At 68.8% G+C, this 18,736-nt stretch carries 13 protein-coding genes; 8 read left to right on the forward strand and 5 right to left on the reverse strand.

The window, feature by feature from the left end; all coding sequences use genetic code 11:
* A complete protein-coding gene (locus tag VGI12_13080) occupies positions 1–804 on the reverse strand; it encodes a Nif3-like dinuclear metal center hexameric protein (protein HEY2433602.1) in 804 nt (267 codons plus the stop codon).
* Complete coding sequence (locus VGI12_13085) at positions 804–1,865, reverse strand: hypothetical protein (protein HEY2433603.1); 1,062 nt, start codon at positions 1,863–1,865, stop codon at positions 804–806. Before VGI12_13085 ends, VGI12_13080 begins: the two co-directional genes overlap by 1 nt.
* Positions 1,866–2,080: 215 nt before the next feature.
* Between VGI12_13085 and VGI12_13090 the strand changes: the two genes are divergently transcribed.
* A complete protein-coding gene (locus VGI12_13090; protein ID HEY2433604.1) occupies positions 2,081–3,697 on the forward strand; it encodes an NAD-dependent malic enzyme in 1,617 nt (538 codons plus the stop codon).
* Positions 3,694–4,113: a potassium channel family protein gene (locus tag VGI12_13095; GenBank protein ID HEY2433605.1), complete on the forward strand. Its 420-nt coding sequence runs from the start codon at positions 3,694–3,696 to the stop codon at positions 4,111–4,113. Before VGI12_13090 ends, VGI12_13095 begins: the two co-directional genes overlap by 4 nt.
* Before the next feature lie 4 nt (positions 4,114–4,117).
* On the opposite strand, the gene VGI12_13100 is transcribed toward VGI12_13095, so the two are convergent.
* Positions 4,118–5,107, reverse strand: a complete 990-nt coding sequence (locus tag VGI12_13100; GenBank protein ID HEY2433606.1) for a transporter substrate-binding domain-containing protein — start codon at positions 5,105–5,107, stop codon at positions 4,118–4,120.
* A 35-nt stretch (positions 5,108–5,142) separates the two neighbouring features.
* Here VGI12_13100 and VGI12_13105 point away from each other — a divergent pair, with 35 nt between their 5' ends.
* The 3 genes from VGI12_13105 to mscL are packed head-to-tail and all read left to right on the forward strand — an operon-like array spanning position 5,143 to position 10,201.
* Complete coding sequence (locus tag VGI12_13105; GenBank protein ID HEY2433607.1) at positions 5,143–6,573, forward strand: M48 family metallopeptidase; 1,431 nt, start codon at positions 5,143–5,145, stop codon at positions 6,571–6,573.
* Between the two features lie 54 nt (positions 6,574–6,627).
* On the forward strand, positions 6,628–9,747 hold the full coding sequence (locus VGI12_13110) for a glycosyl hydrolase family 28-related protein (GenBank protein HEY2433608.1): 3,120 nt from the start codon (positions 6,628–6,630) through the stop codon (positions 9,745–9,747).
* Between the two features lie 13 nt (positions 9,748–9,760).
* The gene (gene mscL, locus VGI12_13115; GenBank protein HEY2433609.1) at positions 9,761–10,201 is read left to right on the forward strand and encodes a large conductance mechanosensitive channel protein MscL; all 441 of its coding nucleotides are present in this window, start codon (positions 9,761–9,763) and stop codon (positions 10,199–10,201) included.
* 10 nt (positions 10,202–10,211) lie between these two features.
* Here mscL and VGI12_13120 read toward each other — a convergent pair whose 3' ends face one another.
* Both VGI12_13120 and VGI12_13125 read right to left on the reverse strand, forming a co-directional pair.
* Positions 10,212–11,228, reverse strand: a complete 1,017-nt coding sequence (locus VGI12_13120; protein ID HEY2433610.1) for an alpha/beta fold hydrolase — start codon at positions 11,226–11,228, stop codon at positions 10,212–10,214.
* A gap of 8 nt (positions 11,229–11,236) precedes the next feature.
* Positions 11,237–11,530, reverse strand: a complete 294-nt coding sequence (locus VGI12_13125) for a hypothetical protein (protein ID HEY2433611.1) — start codon at positions 11,528–11,530, stop codon at positions 11,237–11,239.
* Positions 11,531–11,655: 125 nt separating this feature from the next.
* On the opposite strand from VGI12_13125, the gene VGI12_13130 reads away from it, so the two are divergent.
* Genes VGI12_13130 through VGI12_13140 form a run of 3 tightly spaced genes read left to right on the forward strand, consistent with a single transcriptional unit; the run spans position 11,656 to position 18,568 of the window.
* Positions 11,656–12,996: a hypothetical protein gene (locus VGI12_13130; protein HEY2433612.1), complete on the forward strand. Its 1,341-nt coding sequence runs from the start codon at positions 11,656–11,658 to the stop codon at positions 12,994–12,996.
* Positions 12,993–15,875, forward strand: coding sequence for a PD-(D/E)XK nuclease family protein (locus VGI12_13135; protein HEY2433613.1), 2,883 nt, complete (start codon positions 12,993–12,995; stop codon positions 15,873–15,875). Before VGI12_13130 ends, VGI12_13135 begins: the two co-directional genes overlap by 4 nt.
* The gene (locus VGI12_13140) at positions 15,872–18,568 is read left to right on the forward strand and encodes a UvrD-helicase domain-containing protein (protein ID HEY2433614.1); all 2,697 of its coding nucleotides are present in this window, start codon (positions 15,872–15,874) and stop codon (positions 18,566–18,568) included. The genes VGI12_13135 and VGI12_13140 overlap by 4 nt, the downstream gene beginning before the upstream one ends.
* Positions 18,569–18,736: the final 168 nt, after the last annotated feature.

Consider the following 18,736-nt stretch of genomic DNA (forward strand, 5'->3'; position numbering starts at 1 on the left):
CTACGGCGCCCAGTAGACGATGCCGGCCCGCACGTGCTGGACGTGCAGTTCGGGGACGATCGGCCGCAGCCAGTCGGCCATTTCCTGCATCCCCGATTCCTCGGACATGTTGTGGCCGAGGACGATCCAGCCCTTCGGCACTCCGAGCGCCGCCGCGTCCATCACATACTCGGGACTGTCGAACGTCCCTTCGATTTCGCGCTGCTCGCCGCCGATCACGACGTCGACGTCGAACGTGTTCACGGCCGGCGTCGCCATGCCGGCGCCCACCGCAATCCGGCTCACCTTGGCGTTGGGATCGCCGACAACCCTGATCGCCGCGTCGCCGCGGATCTTCTTCACGCGCGCCGCCAGCTCGCCAAGCGTCGTCTCGGCAATCACGAAGCGGTGCGAGTTCGGCGCGGTTTCGGTCGCCGGGTCGAGACCGACCTCGCGCGCGGTGCCCGAAAAGGTGAAGTCGGGCCGCTGCCTGTGCATGTGGTCGTGGATCCGGAAGATCACGATCTCGTGCTGCGTCATGAACTCGATCTTCCGCCTGTAGACGAGCGGATCGGCTTCGGCGACCAGCGTGTTGTCGGGATCGTTCCAGTATGTGTCCTCGTGCGTGACGATCATGTTGAGACCGCGCTCGCTGGCCCTGGTGATCGCCTCGAACGTGCCCATGAACGTGGTGGCGACACCGGTGACCACGGTGTCAGGGCCGCCAAACTTGAAGCGGTCGCGCGTCGAGGCGTCGCTCCAGGCGACCCCTTCCACCGCCATCACCGCCTTGATCCGGTTGACGATCTCGCCGGCGGTCAGCACTACAGCGGCCTCCAGTAGGGATCCCCCGCCGGGATGCACCGAATCGGTACCTCGGCGACGATGGTCTTCAGCCAGTCGGCGCAGACCTGCATCCCCGGCGCTTCGTTGACGACGCGGCCGATCGAGACGAAGCCCTTCTTCAGGCCGGCGAATGCAACGTCCTGCACGTAGGTGGCCGACTCCCACTCCTGGACCTCGCCAGTGATGATGACGTCGGCTGCCGGCAGCATCGCGATCGCATCCTTGATGAGCGTGAATCCTGGCAGCAGCCCGACTCTCCGCACCGTCAGCGTCCGATCTCCGACCGCGCGGATGCCGCCGCGGGCGCCGAGTGCTTTCTTCAGCTGGCCGGCGAGCGTGTCGAATGCGATCGCAGGGATCTCGTAGCTGCGCGCGTCTTCGCCGGCTTTGTACTTCGTCCAGCCCATCGCCGCCGCCAGGCCCAGCGCGCGCGGGTCCGGGTTGCGCCGGTTCCAATGCTCGGTCAGACGGTAGATCACCAGCTTGTGCTGATCGATGAAAGTGTTCTTCCCGCTGTAGACCGGATCGGCGGGAGGGCTCGCCGCGCCGGCGGCGAACGCGCCGCGCTGCGACGGCGGCACCACCGCTTCGGGCAGTGGCGGCGCCGGCGGCATCGGCGCCGAGGCGCCGGTACCAGGGCCGCTGATGGCGGCAGGCGAGGCTGGCGGCGTCGTGCCGGCACCGCCGCCGCGCGGCGCGCCGCGGGCGCCACCGGCGCCAGGGCCGCCGCCGCGTGCCGGCAGTTCCCGCAGGTCGGCTCGCGAGTAGAAGGTCGGCGCCGCAGTGATGACCAGATTCGCGCCGGCCTGGACCGCCTTCCGCAGCACCTCCAGCGTTGCCATCGACGTGGTGACGACGCCGGTCACCACGGTCGACGGATCGCCGGCCTTGAACGTGTCGACGCCATCGTCGCTCCAGTCGACGCCGACGTTCTTCCTGATGCGTTCGACGACCTCTTGTGCAGTCAGGCCGTTCGAGGCCGGCGCGAATCCACCCACCAGGAATGGCGCGCCGGCCGCGCCGGCGGCGGTCAGTGCCACGAATTCGCGTCTCGATAGGGGCGACATCAGGCTCTCCGGGCGCATCCTAACATCCTGGGGCGGACCGCCCAGGGCTCCGGAAACGCGCCGTTCCTCCGGCCCGCCGGAGCCGCGGCGGCGCGGGCGGCGGCGATGCGGCCGCGAAGTCCTCTGCCTCCAGCAGTTTCGAGCACCCGCCGGCGCGACTGTGCCGCGGCCCGCCTCCTGCTTGGCGTATGCCTTCCGCGCGCAAACGCGGTGCCGATATCCTCCGCGACAAGACACTCAATCGCTCCATCACGTTCACCCGCAAGGAGCGCGAGCGGCTCGGGCTCACCGGGCTGCTGCCGTACTGTGTCTCGACCGAACGCGGGATGGTCGATCGCGTCATGGAAAACCTGGATCGGCTGCCGCGCGACATTGACCGTTACATGCTGCTGTCGTCGCTGCAGGAGCGCAATGAACGCCTCTTCTATCAGACGGTAATCGCGCACGTCGATCGGATCCTGCCGATCATCTACACACCGACGGTCGGCGACGCGTGCCGCGAGTTCTCGCACATCGCGCGCGAGCCGAAGGGCTTCTTCATCACGCCGGCCGAACGCGGATCGATCCGCCGCATCCTCGGCAACTGGCCGCAGCGCGACATCCGCGTCATCGTCGTCACCGACGGACACCGGATCCTCGGCCTCGGCGATCTCGGGGCCAACGGCATGGGGATTCCGATCGGCAAGCTCGCCCTCTACAGCGCCTGCGCCGGCATCGATCCCCGCTTGTGTCTGCCGGTCACGATCGACGCCGGCACCGACAACGCGGCGCTGCGGGACGACGCCCTCTATCTCGGGTATCCGCGGCCGCGCCTGCGGGGGAAGGCGTACTTCGATTTGATCGACGAGTTCGTGCAGGCCGTCCAGGCGCGCTACCCGCGGGCGCTGATCCAGTTCGAGGACTTCCTCACGCCCAACGCCTACGCCCTCCTGCACCGTTATCGCGATCAGGTCCTCTGCTTCAACGACGACATCCAGGGCACGGCGGCGGTGGCGCTTGCCGGCGTGTATGCCTCGACCCGCCTGACCGGCCGCAGGTTCAGGGACCTGCGGATCATGTTCCTGGGCGCGGGATCGGCCGCGACCGGGATCGCCGACCTCGTCGCCGCGGCGCTCGTCGAGGAGGGGCTCGGCCGCGACGAGGCGCGGCAGCGGCTGGCGTTCGTCGACGTCAACGGGCTGGTCGTGAAGCGCCGCCGCGATCTCCTCGAGCACAACCTGCCGTATGCGCTCGACCGGGAGCCACTCGCCTTCCTCGACGCGATCGAGGCGATCCGGCCCGACATCCTGATTGGCGCGACCGGCGCGCCGGGGACATTCACGCGGGCGGTGATCAAGCGGATGAGCGCAATCAGCGAGCGCCCGGTGATCTTCGCGCTGTCGAACCCGACGTCGAAGGCCGAGTGCACGGCCGAGCAAGCCTATGCCTGGAGCGGCGGCCGCGCCATCTTCGCGAGCGGCAGTCCCTTTGCGCCCGTCACTCTCGCCGGGCGCACCTGGCGGCCGGCGCAGGGCAACAACGCTTACGTGTTCCCGGGCATTGGTCTGGGCGCCGTCGCCTGCGACGCGCGCCGGCTGCCTGACGACATCTTCCTGACGGCCGCGCGGACGCTGGCCGGCCTGGTGCGGCAGCGGGATCTCGACCAGGGCGCGTTGTATCCGCCGCTTGCCGAGATCCGTCAGATCTCGCTGGCGATTGCCGAGGCGGTCGCCACCAAGGTGTACGCGATGAAACTGGCACGCCGGCCGCTCCCGAAGAGCGTGCGCCGCTCGATCCAGGCGCTCGTCTACGAGCCGTCGCGGTGATCGGACGTCTCCTGGCCGGCTTCGGCCTGATGGCGCTCTGCGTGACGATTCACGCGGTCGGCGTCAGCGCCGCGCTCAACCGGGTGCAGCGCGTCGCGCCGCAGGCGAAGACGTTGTGGCGCGAGACACTGCTGCTCGTGTTCGTCGCGGTGTCGGTGGTCCTGCTGCACCTCGCCGAGATCGGCGCCTGGGCCGCACTCTACGTCTGGAGCGGCGCGCTCGCCGATCTGTCGTCGGCACTCTACTTCAGCGCGGTCACCTACACGACGACCGGCTACGGCGACATCGTGCTGCCGCCGCTCTGGCACTTCGACGTCGGCATCGAGGCGCTGACGGGAATCCTGATGTGCGGGTGGTCGACGGGCTTTTTCTTCGCCGTGGTCGTCCAGCTCCGCGATGCCAATGCGAGGCGCTGACCGTCTACCAGACGAACTTGAAGATCGGCGACACCTGCCGCGGATCCGGCTGTGTCGGGTCCCATTTCTTGTAGCTGTCCGGCACCGCCGACCAGCTGTCGTAGACTTTGCCGCCGACGAAGACGCTTTCCTTCGTGCCGTCCAGCGTCGTGCCGGCCGGCAGCGAGAAGAGGGAGTACGAATGCGTCGGCGCCGCCGGTCCCGGGTGATCGCTGGCCGGTATCAGCTCCGGCACGCCGTCGCCGTTGATGTCGGCGCTGATCCAGGCGACGTGCAGCAGCTTGTGGTAGGTCCGATCCTTGATCATGTTGCGGATCTGGGTGTTGAAGCCGTTGACGATCGACTCGGCGTCATGGCGCGTGCGCGAGACCGCGAAGTACAGCTCGCGGGTCAGCACTGGCGCGGCGCCGATCTGCAGGCGCGCCGCCGCTTCCTGCGGATGGTTGGCGATCAGATAGGTCACGACGAGCTCGTCGATGAGCGCGTAGTCGACGTGGCCCTGGAGCAGCTCCGACAGGCTGTCTTCCTCGTGGCTGGTCCGGACCCACACCGGACCACTGCCTTCGATCACCGCGCCGTACGAGTAGCCCTCGACGATTCCGATCCGACGCCCCTTGAGCGCCGAGAGCGTGGTGGCGGACACGTCGGCGCCGTGCCGGCCGACCAGCACCAGCCGGTTCTCGAGATACGGCCGCGAGAAGAGCAGCACGTGCTCGCGGATCGGATCGCGCCACGCCGCGGCGCTGCCGTCGAAGTCGCCCGACAGGAGCTTCGCCTCGTAGTCCGACGGGCTGACGATCGTGGTCATCGACGAGAGGTGCAGGCGGCCGAGCGCGTTCTCGACCAGGTCGAGCGCAAACCGCGGCTGCCCCTCGCCGTTGGTGAACGGCGGCCATGCGGTCGAGACCAGTTTCAGCATGCGCGGCTGCGCCGACAGCACGATCGGCACGGTCGCCAGGGCCAACACCTGCGCGGCGGCAAGCCATCTACGCATCGTTCATCCTTTCAGCGCACAATATGAGCACCACCATGTCCGTCCACCCGCGCGCCTGCGTCGCCGGCGCGGTCATCGCGGCGGCCGTCGCCGTCTCCGTCGCGCTGGGCGCGCAGACCGTCATCAAGCTGCCCAAGAACAAGTTCACTCCGCAACAGGACGTCGAGCTTGGCCGCCAGGCGGCGGCCGAGGTCCGCAAGCAGTATCCCATCATCCGCGACGAGAACATCGATTCGTATTTGACGCGGCTTGGCAACCGGCTGGTCGAATCGGCGCCGTCGGAATTCAAGCAACCGGTCTACGAGTATTCCTTCACCCCGGTGAACCTGAAGGAAATCAACGCCTTCGCGCTCCCCGGTGGCCCGATGTTCGTGCATCGCGGAATGTTCGACGCCGCCGCGTCGGAGGGGGAAGTCGCCGGCGTCATGGCGCACGAGCTGTCGCACGTCCTGCTGCGCCACGGCACCGCCAATATGACGAAGGCGCAGAATCCGTGGCTGCAGCTCGGCCAGATTGCCGGGGCCGTCGGCGGCGCCGTGGTCGGCGGCGCGGCGGGGTCCGCGATCACGCAGGGCAGCCAGTTCGGCCTGGGCACGGTCGTGATGCGCTACAGCCGCGACTTCGAGAAGCAGGCCGACATCCTCGGCGTCCAGATCATGGCCCGCGCCGGCTACGATCCCCGCGCCCTCGCGCACATGTTCGAGACGATCGAGTCGCAGGCCAAGTCGAGCGGCGGCAACGGCCCACAGTGGCTGAGTGACCATCCGAATCCCGGCAACCGATCCCAGTACATCGACGAAGAGGCCTCGCACCTCAGCCTCGGCGCGCCACCCGATTCGACGCAGTTTCCGACGATCAAGACGGCGTTCGCGGGACTGCCGAAGGCCATGACGACGGCGGAACTGGCGCGCGCCAAGAACACCGGCGGCGGCGAAACCGGCGAGATGGCCCGCTCGGTCGGCCGACCCGGCGATCCGGTGCCGCGTCCGACGTCGCAGTTCCACGACATCAGCGGCGGCAAGGTGTTCCAGGCGTCCGTTCCGTCCGACTGGACGAGCCTGGCCTCGCGCACGTCGATGAAGGTCGTGCCGCCGAACGGCTATGGGGATCTCAAGGGCCAGACGGTATTCACCTACGGCGTCGAGTTCGGCGTCGCCCAGTCGAACTCGCGCGATCTGCACGCCGCCACCGACACGTTTCTGGACGCCATCGCGCGCGGCAATCCCGGCCTGCAGACGGGCGGTGATCGGCAGGCGCTCCGCATCTCGCAGCGCAGCGCTCTTCTCACGCCGCTCGTCAACCCGTCGGCGCTCGGCGGGCGCGAGCGCGTCGACATCTACACGACGTTCCTGTCGGACGGCAGCCTGTTCTACTACCTGACCGTCGTGCCGGAGGCGGACGCGCCGGCGTTCGCGGACGTCTTCCGGCGCATCGCTGAGTCGATTCGGTTGACGGACGCGCGGTAACGGCCGCCTCGAGTTTACGGCGCGGCCGCCACCGCCGCCGCTATAATCCGCCCGATGCTTCGCCGGGTCGTAACGTTTCTCGCGCTGGTCCTGTCGATGTCGACGGCGGCCACCGCCCAATCCGTCTTCACCTCGCGGCTCGACGATCCCGCCGCCGTCTATCTCACGCCGCAGGATTCCTCCGTGAAAGGGGACGGCGTCGCAGACGACAGCGGCCCGCTCCAGGCCGCCATCGACAAGGCGGCCGCGACTCCCAACGGCGGTGTTCTGTTCATCCCCGCCGGGCGCTATCGCATCACCCGCACTCTCTATCTCTGGCGTGCCGTCCGGGTGATCGGCTACGGCGCGACCCGGCCTGTTCTCGTGCTCGGAGCGAATACGCCGGGCTACCAGAAGGGGATCGGCCTGATGGTGATGTTCAGCAATGCCGGGGGGCCTGGGGGCGGCGTGCCGGGAGGGCGGGCCGGCGGGGCGGGCCGCGGCGCTCCGCCGCCGCGCGTGGCCTTTTCGCCACCCGGCCAGGTCCCGCCGCGAGACGATGTGCCCGATGCCAGCCCGGTGACGTTCTATTCGGCGATCAGCAACGTCGACGTCGAAATCGGCGACGGCAACCCCGCGGCCACCGCGATCCGGTTTCACGTCGCGCAGCATGGCTATCTCAGTCACATGAATCTGCGGCTCGGCTCAGGGCTCGCCGGGCTGATGCAGGTCGGCAACGAGGTCGAAGACCTGCACATCACCGGCGGCCGCTACGGCATCATCACCGAGAACACGTCGCCGTTCTGGCAGTTCACCGCGATCGACACGACGTTCGACGGGCAGCGCGACGCCGCGATCCGCGAGCACATGGTCCAGCTCACGCTGGTGCGCAACACCATCCGCAACGTTCCGGTCGCGGTCGATATCGATCCGGGCTACTCGGACCAGGTGTGGGTCAAGGACAGCCGCTTCGAGAACGTCTCGACGGCCGTCGTCCTCATCAGCAACGAGAGGAATCCGTCGACTCAGGTCGGGTTCGAGAATACGGTGTGCGCGAACGTGCCAGTCCTGGCGCGATTCCGCGAGAGCGGCCGCACGCGGGCGGCGCCGTCGCCGATTTACCGTGTCGCGCACTACAACTACGGCGTCGTCGTCACCAACGACAGCATCGGCCGCTTCGATACGCGGGTCAGCCTCGAGCCGCTCGCCACGCTGCCGGCGGCGTTGCCCGCGGCGCTGCCGTCGCTGCCCCCGACGTCGGAGTGGGTGAACGTGCACACGCTCGGCGTGAAGGGGGACGGCAGGACCGACGACACCGACGCGATCCAGAAAGCGATTGCCGAGCACCCCGTTCTCTACTTTCCACTCGGCTATTACATCGTCAAGAAGACGATCGTGATGAAGCCCGACACCGTGCTGATCGCACTGCACTCGCAGAGCACGCAGTTCGATCTGCCCGATTCGACGCCGGGGTTCCAGGGCGTCGGAGCGCCGCAGGCGATCCTCGAGGCGCCGCAGGGAGGCGCCAACATCGTCAGCGGCCTTGGCTTCTATTCGGGCGGCGTCAACCCGCGCGCGACGGCGATCAAGTGGATGTCGGCCGAGCGATCGCTGATGTCCGACGTCCAGATCAACAATGGCGGATTCCTGCCGCAAGAGACGCGGACGATGTACTACAACACCGCAGACGGCGGCCGCGGCGGCAACCCGTTCTCTGCGGGCCGCTGGGGCGCGCAGCAGCCGAGCATCTGGGTCACCCACGGCGGCGGCGGCTCGTTCGCCAACATCTGGTCGGCGAACACGCTGGCGCAGGGCGGCTTCTACGTGTCCGACACGACGACGCCCGGCCACACCTACGAGATCTCGGTCGAGCACCACATGCACAACGAGTTCAAGTTCGATCGCGTCGAGAACTGGGACGTCAACGCGCCGCAGACCGAAGAGGAAGCGCCGAGCAGCCCCGATTCGGTCTCGTTCGAGATCAACGACTCGAAGAACATCGCGATCAACAACTACCACGCCTACCGGGTGACACGGAGTCACGCGCCGTTTTCCTCAGCGGCGCGGATCAGCAATTCGACCGGCATCCGGTTCCGCAACGTGCGGGTCAACGCCGAGAGCGGCTACGGGACCTGCGACGAGAGCGGCTGCGGGACGTTTCTCCGCGTCAGCAGGTTTCCCTACGACAACGCGATCCAGGACATGAAGACCGGCCGCGAGGTGCGCGAACACGAGTTCGCCGTGTTCGACTTTCCGCCGGCCGCCGCGGCGCCGACCGCGACGGCGCCGGCGGTGCAGGACGGTGCGGTCCACAAAATCGTCGGCGGCTTCGACGCGATCGCCGGCGCGGCCGCCGGACCCGATGGCACGATCTACTTCGTCGACCACCGCCAGCAGCGCATCTTCGCGTGGTCGGCGGCGCGCGGGTTGGTCGTCGTACGGCACGACACGGCCGACGCCGTGAATCTGGCGATCGACACCTCCGGCAGTCTGCTCGTGCAGTCCTCCGCGGGACCGCAGGGCACGGTCTATTCGTTCCGCCCGGGCTCGCCGCTCGACCAGGTAGCCGTGCTCGACGCGAAGGCGGGGCCGGCTCCGGCGGGCGCGCGGTTCGTCCTGCCTGGCAACGTGTGGGACAACGGCGAGTTCAAGGATCAGCTCAATCCCGACACGCTCGAATTCCGGACGAACGCGCAGATGTTCGCCGAAGACATGACCACGCCGCGGGAGCGGGCCTACGTCTCGCCCGACGGCAGTCTGGTGCTCCCGCACGGGCGGGTGTTCCGGCAGGGCCCCGACGACAACGTCGCCGGCATGGATCCGACGGGCTGGCGCTGGTCGAACAACCTCGATGCGACCGGATTCATCACGGCGGCGCCAGGCGAGCAGGTCTACGTGGCGAGCGGGGCCGAGAACCGCACCTATCGAGCGACGGTGAGGCCCGACGGATCGCTCGGCGGCCTGGAGGTGTTCGCTGAGCGCGGTGGCGAGAGCGTCGTCGCCGACCGCGCCGGCCACGTGTTCGTCGCCAACGGTCAGATCTTCGTCTTCGACCGCGCCGGCACGTCGATCGGCCGTATCGACGTGCCCGAGCGGCCGATCCAGCTGCTGTTCGGCGGCCCCGATCGACGCACCCTCTTCATCCTTACGCACCACACGCTGTACGCCGTGACGACGAAGTCGTCGGGCATCTGAGAGGATTCACCGAATGTGGAAAGAGTTCCGAATCTTCATCGCGCGCGGCAACGTCGTCGACCTCGCGGTCGGCGTGATCATCGGCGCCGCCTTCGGCAAGATTGTCACGACGCTGGTGGAAGGCATCATCATGCCGCCGCTCGGGCTGGTGCTGAACCACGTCGACTTCGGCAGCCTGTTCGTGACGCTCGACCACTCGAAGGGACTGCCGCAGTCGCTCGCCGACGCCAAGGCGAAGGGCATCCCGGTCATCGCCTACGGGCAGCTGATCAACGACCTGATCGGGTTCCTGATCGTCGCCTTCGTGGTGTTCCTGCTGGTGAAGCAGGTGAACCGGATCAAGGCTTCAGTCGAAGGTCCGGCGGCACCGACGACCAAGCCTTGTCCCTATTGCCAGTCGGCGATCAACCTCAAGGCGACGCGCTGCCCGCAGTGCACCTCGCAGATCGCCTGACGGGGGCCGCCTACCGATCCGGCTTCTTCGCCGAATCGTTGTAGGGATCGAGATTCCAGTCGAGGAAGGCCCAGACGCGGTTCCAGGAATCGCGCTGCTCGCGGAAGTTGCGCGGCTCCCACGTCTTCGGGTCGACCTGCCGATCGAAAGTGTGCCCGAACGGAGGGTTGTCGTAGATGGTCGTCGTCGCGAGCGCCGGCTTGCGGGCGCGCAGCGCATCGACGAGCTGCTGGTCCTCCTCGAAGTTGACGTCCTGATCGTTGCGCGTGACGCCGACGTAGAGCGGAATCTGCAGCTTGTCGATCTGGTAGAGGGGCGAGCGATCCTTGTAGATCGCGTTGGTCTCGCTGCTGCCCGGCACGCCGCCGTAGCGGTTGGCGGGATCGATCAGCTCGTGCTGGCGATCGGTGCCTTTCCAGGCGAGCCGCTGGAACAGGTTGGTGACCGGCACCATCGCCACCGCGGCCTTGAACCTGGCCGGATTGCGCGTGATCGCGAGTAACGTGATCATGCCGCCGTGGCTCCAGCCGATGATGCCGATCCGTTCGGGGTCGACGGCGGGGTAGCGGCTGACCAGCACGTCGGCGGCGGTCACGACATCGTCAACCTCCTTGCCGCCGTAGTCGATCGCGTCATAGAAAGGCTGGCCGTAGCCGACGCTGCCGCGGTATTCCGGCGCGATGACCACGTAGCCTCTGGCGGTGGCGTCGCGGACGTAGGGGATGTAGTGCTCGTAGAGATGGCCGCGGATGTTCTCGTGCGTCCAGACGAGGGCCGGGTGCTGCTTCGGCCCGCGGATCGTGAGAGGCTGGAACACCCATGCCGGGATATCGAGATCGCCGGCGCTGCTGCGATAGGTGATCTTCTCGGCCTGGAAGTGGCCGTCGGCGGCCGATCGCCACGCCTGATCGGTGTCGGCCTGCTGCTGCAGCATGCGATCGAAATCGGGCTGCCGGTCCTGCGCCGCGGCGGACCACGCGAGCGCCGCGCACGTCAAAAGAAGAGCGGCGACGCGGAGCGGGCGCACGAGCGCCACTATACCTGAGAAGGAGGACGCGCGTGATTCAGGCTCAGCCAGCGGCTGAGGTGTTCGACGGCTTCAGTGGGCGTCCGTCCGTAGAAGGGCATCATCGCGCGCGATCCGCCCGGCGCCCGGGCGATCTGGGCGCGGAAGTTATCGGTGCCGATCGCGGATACCTCGATGCGGTATGCACGACCGTTGATAGTTTCGTCGAAGCGCTGAACGGTCACGGCGGAAGGAGCATTCTGCGCGCCCGCCCCGCTGCCCGCAAGCGAAAGAAAGCGCGAAGGCGCATCCACATGCAGCACGCGGCGGGAATCTGGACTGACCGCCCACAAAATACTGGCGGCATGTCAGAATGTCCACAGGCTTTCCACCGTCCGTCCACATGTTTTCCACAGGCTGGCTTCGTTCAGCTCTCTGCGTAGCGCTGATGGCATCGGGCGCCGTCGCGGCGCGCGCGCAGGCGCCCGCGGACGTGGCGCTCTATCGCTTGTTCCTCCGCGATGGATCGACCATCGTCAGCTACGGCGAATACGCCCGGGCCGGCGATCGGGTCATCGTGTCGCTGCCGCTCGGCGGCGGCGCTGCGGCGTCTGACGTGCAGCTGCTCAGCCTGCCGGCCTCGGCGATCGACTGGGACAAGACCGATGCCTATGCCGAGAGCGTCCGCGCGAAGCGCTACGCCGAGACGCAAGGTGCCAACGACTATGCGCTGTTGACCGACGCGGTGACGCGCGCGCTCAACGACATCGCGCTCGCGCCCGATCCGCAGAGCAAGATCACGATGGCGATCGAGGCGCGGCAGAACGTGACGAAGTGGGCGGCGGAGCACTATGGCTACCGCGCCGCGGACGTCGGCCGGCTGGCGGTGCTCTTCGACGGGGCGATCGCCGACGCCCGCGGCGTGCCCAACTACGATCTGACGCTGGTGGCGGGTGTCGCTGAACCGCCGTCGGCCCCCCTCCTGCCGGCGCCCACCCAGGAGGAGACGCTGCAGCAGGCGATTCGCGCCGCGTCGCTGGCGCCGGACGCCGCCGACCGCACCTCGCTGCTCGCATCGATCCAGCAGGCGCTTGGCGGGATCGAAGGACACCCGAACTGGACGGCGCCGCTCGTGGCGCGCGTCGATCGGGCGCTCGCGGTCGAGCGCCAGGCCGATCACGCCTACTCGACGCTCATCCACGGCACGCTGGCCCAGGCGGGACGCTATGCCCGGACGGCCAACGTGCGAGGCGTCGAAGACCTGATGCAGCGGATACTGCGCGAGGACGACCGTCTCGGACAGCGGCGACCGAACGAGATGGCGTCCGCGCTTGCGGCGCTCGACGCCCAGCTGGACTCGGCGCGCCGTCTGCGGCTGGCGCAGGACAGCTTCGCGGCGCGCGTGGCCGTCATCCAGGCCTACCAGCGCGGCATCGCCGGGGCGCTCGCGGTGATGCGCACGTCTCGGTCGGCGCTCGACGACATCCGCCTGCTCGCTGGCCCCGCGCGCATCCATCTCGTGAGCCTGTCGGCGCGGACCAGTACGGCGCTGCGGCAGCTCGCCGCGACGCCGGTGCCGCCGGAAGCCGCCGCCGCCCACGAGATGCTGCGCAACGCGGTGACGCTGGCGCTGGAGGCGGCGGACCGGCGCCTGAAGGCGATCGCGTCGGGCAACATGCAACAGGCGTGGCAGGCCTCGTCGGCGGCGGCCGGCGCGATGCTGCTGTTCGATCGCGCGGCCGACCAGTTGGCGCGGCTGGCGTCGACGCGTGCGCCCGCGGCGTCGTGATCACGCCGCGGACGACCCGTCTCCTCCGCGCCGCCGACCTGCGCGCGTTTCAGCGGGCGATCTTCGAGAGCCTGCCGCGCCCGCTCGTGCCCAGCGAATGCGCCGTCATCGTGCCGACTCGCAGCGCGGCCGAGGAGCTGCTTCGGCAGGACCGCGGGCTCGCCCCCGGCCAGCTGATGACCCGGGACGAGTTCTACGAGGCGATCCATGCCCGCCTGCCCGGCGCGCCGCCGGCGCTGTCGCCGTTCGAGCGGGAAGTGCTCCTGCGCAAGGCGGCGCGCGCGGCTCATGAGTCGGGCGCCGAACCGCCTTTCAATCTGCGGCCCGGTCTGGTCCGCGAGATCCTCGCGCTCTATGACGCGCTGCGCCGGCATCATCGCAGCGTCGCCGACTTCGATCGCCTCGTGCGCGGCTCGCTGCAGCCGGCGGTCGAGATCGATCGCGGCGCCGCGCGTCTACTGGCCCAGACGGTTTTCCTCACGGCCACATTCGAGGAGTTCGAGCGTCAGACCGCGGGAGCGGTCGACGAGCACGGCATCCGCGCGCTGGCGCTCGCTGCGACGGTGCCGCTCTTCCGCAAGGTGGTCGTCACCGTGGCGGATCAGGCCGCCGATCCCAAGGGGCTCTGGACGGCGGACTTCGATCTGCTGGCGCGGATGCCAGGCCTCGAGGCGATCGACGTCATCGCGACCGAGGCGCTGCTCGAGTCCGGCTCCTACCTGCGTTTCCACGAGAGCCTGCTGCCAGGAATCGTCGATCTCACCTGCGAGTCGGGTACCGAACCGCCGCCGATGTTGATGGTTCCCGACGGCGTGCCGGAGGACCCGTCGTATGGGACCGCCCGGCCCTTCGTCTGCCGCGATCGCGAGGAAGAGCTCGCCGCCGTCGCCCGGATCGCCGCGCGCATCGAGGCCGCAGGCGGTGACACCAGCCGTCTTGGCGTCGTCTATCAGCGGCCGCTGCCCTACATCTATCTCGCACGTCAGGTGTTCGCCGACGCGCGGCTCTCCTGCCAGGCGCTCGATTCGCTGCCGCTCGCCGGCGAGCCGTTCGCCGCGGCGGTCGATCTCGTCTTTGCCGCGATGGCCGCCGACTTCACCCGCGCCGCGCTGATCGAACTGCTGCGCAGCCCGCACTTTGCGTTCCCGGGACCGGACGGGACGCTCGGGCTCGCCGACGTGCACGGGCTCGATCGCCGCCTGGCGGCTGGGAAGTATCTCGGCGATCTCGAAGGGCTGCGCACCGTGGCGCCTCCCGGCGTCGTCGCCGCCGTCGAAGTCCTGCAAACGGCGGCCGACGCGCCGACCGCGCCGCAACAGATCGACGGGATCCTGGGTTTCATCGCCTCCCACGAGTGCCTGCCGCAGCCGTCCGATTCCTGGTACGAGCGCCACATGCGCGCGCGCGGCGCCGTGCTCGCGGCGCTCGCGACGCTGCGCCAGGCGCATGCGTCGCGCGATCCACAGCCGCTGACCGTCGGCGAACTCTCCGGCGCGGTGCGACGCTGGATCGAGGCGCAGACGTTTTCGCCGCGCATGGGAGACGCCGGCCTTCGGCTGCTGGACGCCGAGGCCGCCCGCTACGCCGATCTCGACGAACTGCGGCTCGTCGGCCTGGTCGAGAGCGACTGGCCCGAGCGCGGCACCCGCAACGTCTTCTATCCCGCGTCGCTGCTGTCGCCGCTCGGCTGGCCGTCGGATCACGATCGGCTCGCCGCCTCGCGGACGCGATTTCAGGATCTGCTGCGCCTGCCGAAGCGGCGCGTCTCGCTCTCGACGTTCACGCTCGAAGACGACGCGATCGTCTCGCCGTCACCGCTGCTCGACGACGTGGATGCGACGGGCCTGCCGATCGAGCGTCTGGTGGCGCCGCCGGCCCTGGCGGGCGCCGCTGCGCCGGAACCGCTCTTCGTCCACGAGGCGCTCGTCGGCGGCGCCGATCGGCTGCCGGCCCTCGACAGCAGGCCGTCGGCATGGCTCGAGCTGCGCCGGGCGCGCGCGTTTGCCGCGCCGCGTTTCCGCGGCGGCATCGGTCCGCGCGCGCCGGGCGTCTATGCTGTCTCGAAGCTCGAACGCTATCTCGAGTGCCCGTTCAAATACTTCGCCGCGCACGTGCTGCGGCTGCCTGAGGAGCGCGATCGCGAGGCCTGGATGACCGCGCAGGAACGCGGCCGTTTCGTGCACGAGGTGTTCGAGGCGTTCTTCCGCGAGTGGCAGGCGGCCGGCCATGGCGCGATCACGGTATCGAACGTCGCCGACGCGCTGGTGCTCTTCGACGCGGTCGCCGAACGCCGTCTGGCGCGTCTGCCCGAAAGCGACCGCGCGCTCGAGCGCACGCTGCTGCTGGGCTCGGCGGCCGCGGCCGGTTTCGGCGAGCGTGCCTTCGCGTTCGAGCTCGACGACGAGGTCGAGGTGGTGGAGCGGCTGCTCGAATACGAGCTCGAGGGGCGGTTCACGTTTCACGATGCGGAGGCCAGCCGCGAGCTGGCGCTCCGATCGAAGGCCGACCGGATCGACCTGCTGGCCGACGGCACGCTCCGTCTCGTCGACTACAAACTCGGCCGGGCGCCGGAACGGAAGCGGTCGCTGCAGCTGCCGGTGTACGGCGCGTGCGCCACCCAGGCGCTCCGCGGCCGGCATGGACGGACCTGGACGGTCGGCCGTGCAGGGTATGTCGCGTTCAAGGAAAAGACGCCGTTCGTCGAGGTGCAGAACGCGGCAAAGGCGATGGCCGACGGGGAGGCGCGTCTGCTCGCCACCGTCGACGCGATCGAGCGCGGCGAGTTCCCGGTGCAGCCCGACGAGCCGTTTCTCTGCAACTGGTGCCAGTACGCGGGCGTCTGTCGCAAGGACTACGTCGGCGACGAGTTCGAGAAATGAGCGATCAGCCGTCGCTGTTTGGAGACGACCGCACACCGACGCCGGAGGTCAGGGATCCGGACGTCGAAGCGCGCGCCTTCGCCACCGATCCGGCGCAGAACGTCGTGCTCGAGGCCTCGGCAGGCACCGGCAAGACGAGTGTGCTCGTGGCGCGCTACGTCAACCTGCTGGCCAGGGGCATTGATCCCGCCAACATCCTGGCGATCACGTTCACGCGCAAGGCTGCCGCGGAGATGCGCGAGCGCATCATCCGCGAGCTGCGCACGGCGGCGGCGCGCTCGGCCATCGATCGCACGCGCTGGACGGCGCTGCGCGACCGGCTCGCCGACATCCAGATCAGCACCATCGACGCGTTCTGCCTGTCGCTCCTGCGCGAATTCCCGCTGGAAGCGGACCTGGACCCCGGCTTCGGCATGGCCGACGAGACCGAGGTGCCGAGGCTCGTCGAGCGATCGCTCGACAAGTCGCTGGCGATCTTCATCGGCCTCGCCAGGCGCGAGCCTGAGGTTGCGCTGGTGCTGGCGCAGCTCGGCCTGAATCGGACACGCGAGGGGCTGGCGCACCTGCTGCAGCGGCGACTGGTGGCGTCGGACGTGCTCGATCGTTTTCTGGTCCGCGGTCCATCGGGGCTGACGGCTGACACCGTCTGCCGTCTCGCGATCGAGGCGCTGCAGGACGTGTTGGCCACCGCGGGCGGGCCGGGCGGCCTCGAAACGTTTCTCGACGCCGGGCCGCTGTCGCAGCCTCGGTATCGGCTGCTCGCGCAGGATCTGCGGCGGCTGGATCAATTCCGCGCGGCGCCCAATGCCGCCGTCCGCGGCCTGATCACCCGCGCCGCGGCGCATTTTCTCAAGGCAGACGGCAAGCCGCGAACGAGCGATCGCATCTATCCGTACACGGCCGGCGACTACCCCAGTCCCGAAGCCGGGCGGCGCCACCGCCAGGAAGCGCTGCGCCTCGGTCCGGCCGTCGCCGACGTCGTGCGTGCCATGGCGCGCGATCTGAACGTCGTGCTCGCCCGCGGCGTCCGCCGCATGTTCGCGATCGCGCTGGCGCAATACCAGACGGCGCTCAACGAGCGCTCGCTCCTCGATTTCTCCGACGTCCTGCAGAGGGCGGTGCAGCTGCTCACCCGGATGGACGAGTTCTCGCAGAGCCGCTACCGGCTGGAAGGGCGCTACCACCACGTGCTCGTGGACGAGTTCCAGGACACGAGCCGCAAGCAGTGGGAGCTCATCTCGCTGCTCGTGAAATCGTGGGGCGAAGGGCTCGGCCTCGCCGCCAACCCTTCCATCTTCATCGTCGGCGACCGCAAGCAGTCGATCTACCGCTTCCGCGACGCCGAAAGCGCCATGCTGCACGAGGCGGGCGGTTTCATCGACTCGCTGCGTCCGGGCTCGTCGGCTCGGCGCTCCATCTCGCGCAGCTTCCGTGCCGTGCCGGAGCTGCTGGCCTTCGTCAACGACGTCTGCGGCGAACTCGCGCAGCATGCCCGGCGTGTGGACGAGTTCACCTACGACCGCGGCGACATGTTCCCGGTTGACGCCGTCGAGCATGGCGGAGCGCTTGGCATCGTCGCGGCCGCTGACGCGGAGGACTGCGCCGCCGCGGTGGCGGACGAGATTGCGCGGCTGCTGCGCGGCGAAACCGTGCGCGACCGGGACACGGGCGTTCGCCGCTCGGCCCGTCCGGGCGACGTCGGCATCCTCTTCCGCTCGCGCGCGAGCCATCGCGAGTTCGAAGCGGCGCTCGAGGCGCGCGGCATCCCGGCCTACGTCTACAAAGGGCTCGGCTTCTTCGATGCCGACGAGATCAAAGATCTCTCGGCCCTCATCCGCTACCTCGCCAATCCTTCCTCGGATCTCCGTGCGGCGGCGTTCCTGCGATCGCGCTTCGTCCGGTTGTCGGATGTGGCGCTGGCGCGACTGGCGCCCCATCTGGCGGCATCGATCACCGGCGCGGACGTTCCGCTCGAAGCGCTCGACGAGGACGACCGCGCGGCGCTGGCGCTGGCCCGGCGCTCCGTGCCCGGATGGCTGAGACGGGTGGACCGGATTCCGCCGGCGGATCTGATCGAAGAGCTGATTCCGGAAACCGCGTATGCCTACGAGTTGCGAGGTGCCCGCGCCTCGCAGGCCTGGGAGAACGTGAAGAAACTCCGCGGCGTGATCCGCCGCATCCAGAACGGCGGGTATGCCACCCTGCCGCGCATCGCCGACCACCTCGACTCGCTGACCGCCGGCGACGAGTCCAATGCCGTGCTGGAGGCGGTCGATGCGGTGAACCTGATGACGGTTCACGCGTCGAAGGGGCTCGAGTTCCCGATCGTGTTCGTGGTCAACCTGGCCAAGGGCGCGAGCGGGTTCCCCCGTCCCGTACGCGTGTCGGCGGACGAGGTGACGGTCGGCCCGTTCGTGTCCGAGAGCGACGAGGACGAGCGCCGGCGCGAGCGCGAAGAGACGAAACGGCTGCTCTATGTGGCACTGACTCGCGCGCGCGACCGCCTGTATCTGTCGAGCGGGCTGAAGGACGGCGCGTTTTCAGCGGGACGCGGCAGCCTCGGAGACGTGCTCCCGGACTCATTCAAGGCGCTGTTCGTCCAGGCTGTCAGTCAGCCGGGGGACAAGGGGGATGTCGGGGGCGTCACCTGGGTGTCCGCCTCGGGCCGGTCTCATACTTTCAGGCGGGTCTAGGACGTTACCATTTGTCGAAATGTGGCGGTCGGGCACACAATTTTTGTCACCTCAAGGTAAACCTCAAGCGCTGAGCTATTTCCGGCGACGCCCGTGGGCGCAGACCGCACAGTGCCATGAATTGTCATGCAGCGAGGTCAGTGAGGCTGGCTCGGCCTAAAGAGGAGC

Source organism: Vicinamibacterales bacterium (assembly GCA_036496585.1).
Taxonomy (GTDB): domain Bacteria; phylum Acidobacteriota; class Vicinamibacteria; order Vicinamibacterales; family 2-12-FULL-66-21; genus JAICSD01.

Bases quoted from the DNA above. Each gene is read 5' to 3' on its own strand.
- VGI12_13130 (HEY2433612.1), top strand. From the start codon at position 11,656: ATGGCATCGGGCGCCGTCGCGGCGCGCGCGCAGGCGCCCGCGGACGTG.
- VGI12_13110 (HEY2433608.1), top strand. From the start codon at position 6,628: ATGCTTCGCCGGGTCGTAACGTTTCTCGCGCTGGTCCTGTCGATGTCG.
- VGI12_13140 (HEY2433614.1), top strand. From the start codon at position 15,872: ATGAGCGATCAGCCGTCGCTGTTTGGAGACGACCGCACACCGACGCCG.
- VGI12_13105 (HEY2433607.1), top strand. From the start codon at position 5,143: ATGTCCGTCCACCCGCGCGCCTGCGTCGCCGGCGCGGTCATCGCGGCG.
- VGI12_13090 (HEY2433604.1), top strand. From the start codon at position 2,081: ATGCCTTCCGCGCGCAAACGCGGTGCCGATATCCTCCGCGACAAGACA.
- mscL (HEY2433609.1), top strand. From the start codon at position 9,761: ATGTGGAAAGAGTTCCGAATCTTCATCGCGCGCGGCAACGTCGTCGAC.
- VGI12_13100 (HEY2433606.1), bottom strand. From the start codon at position 5,107: ATGCGTAGATGGCTTGCCGCCGCGCAGGTGTTGGCCCTGGCGACCGTG.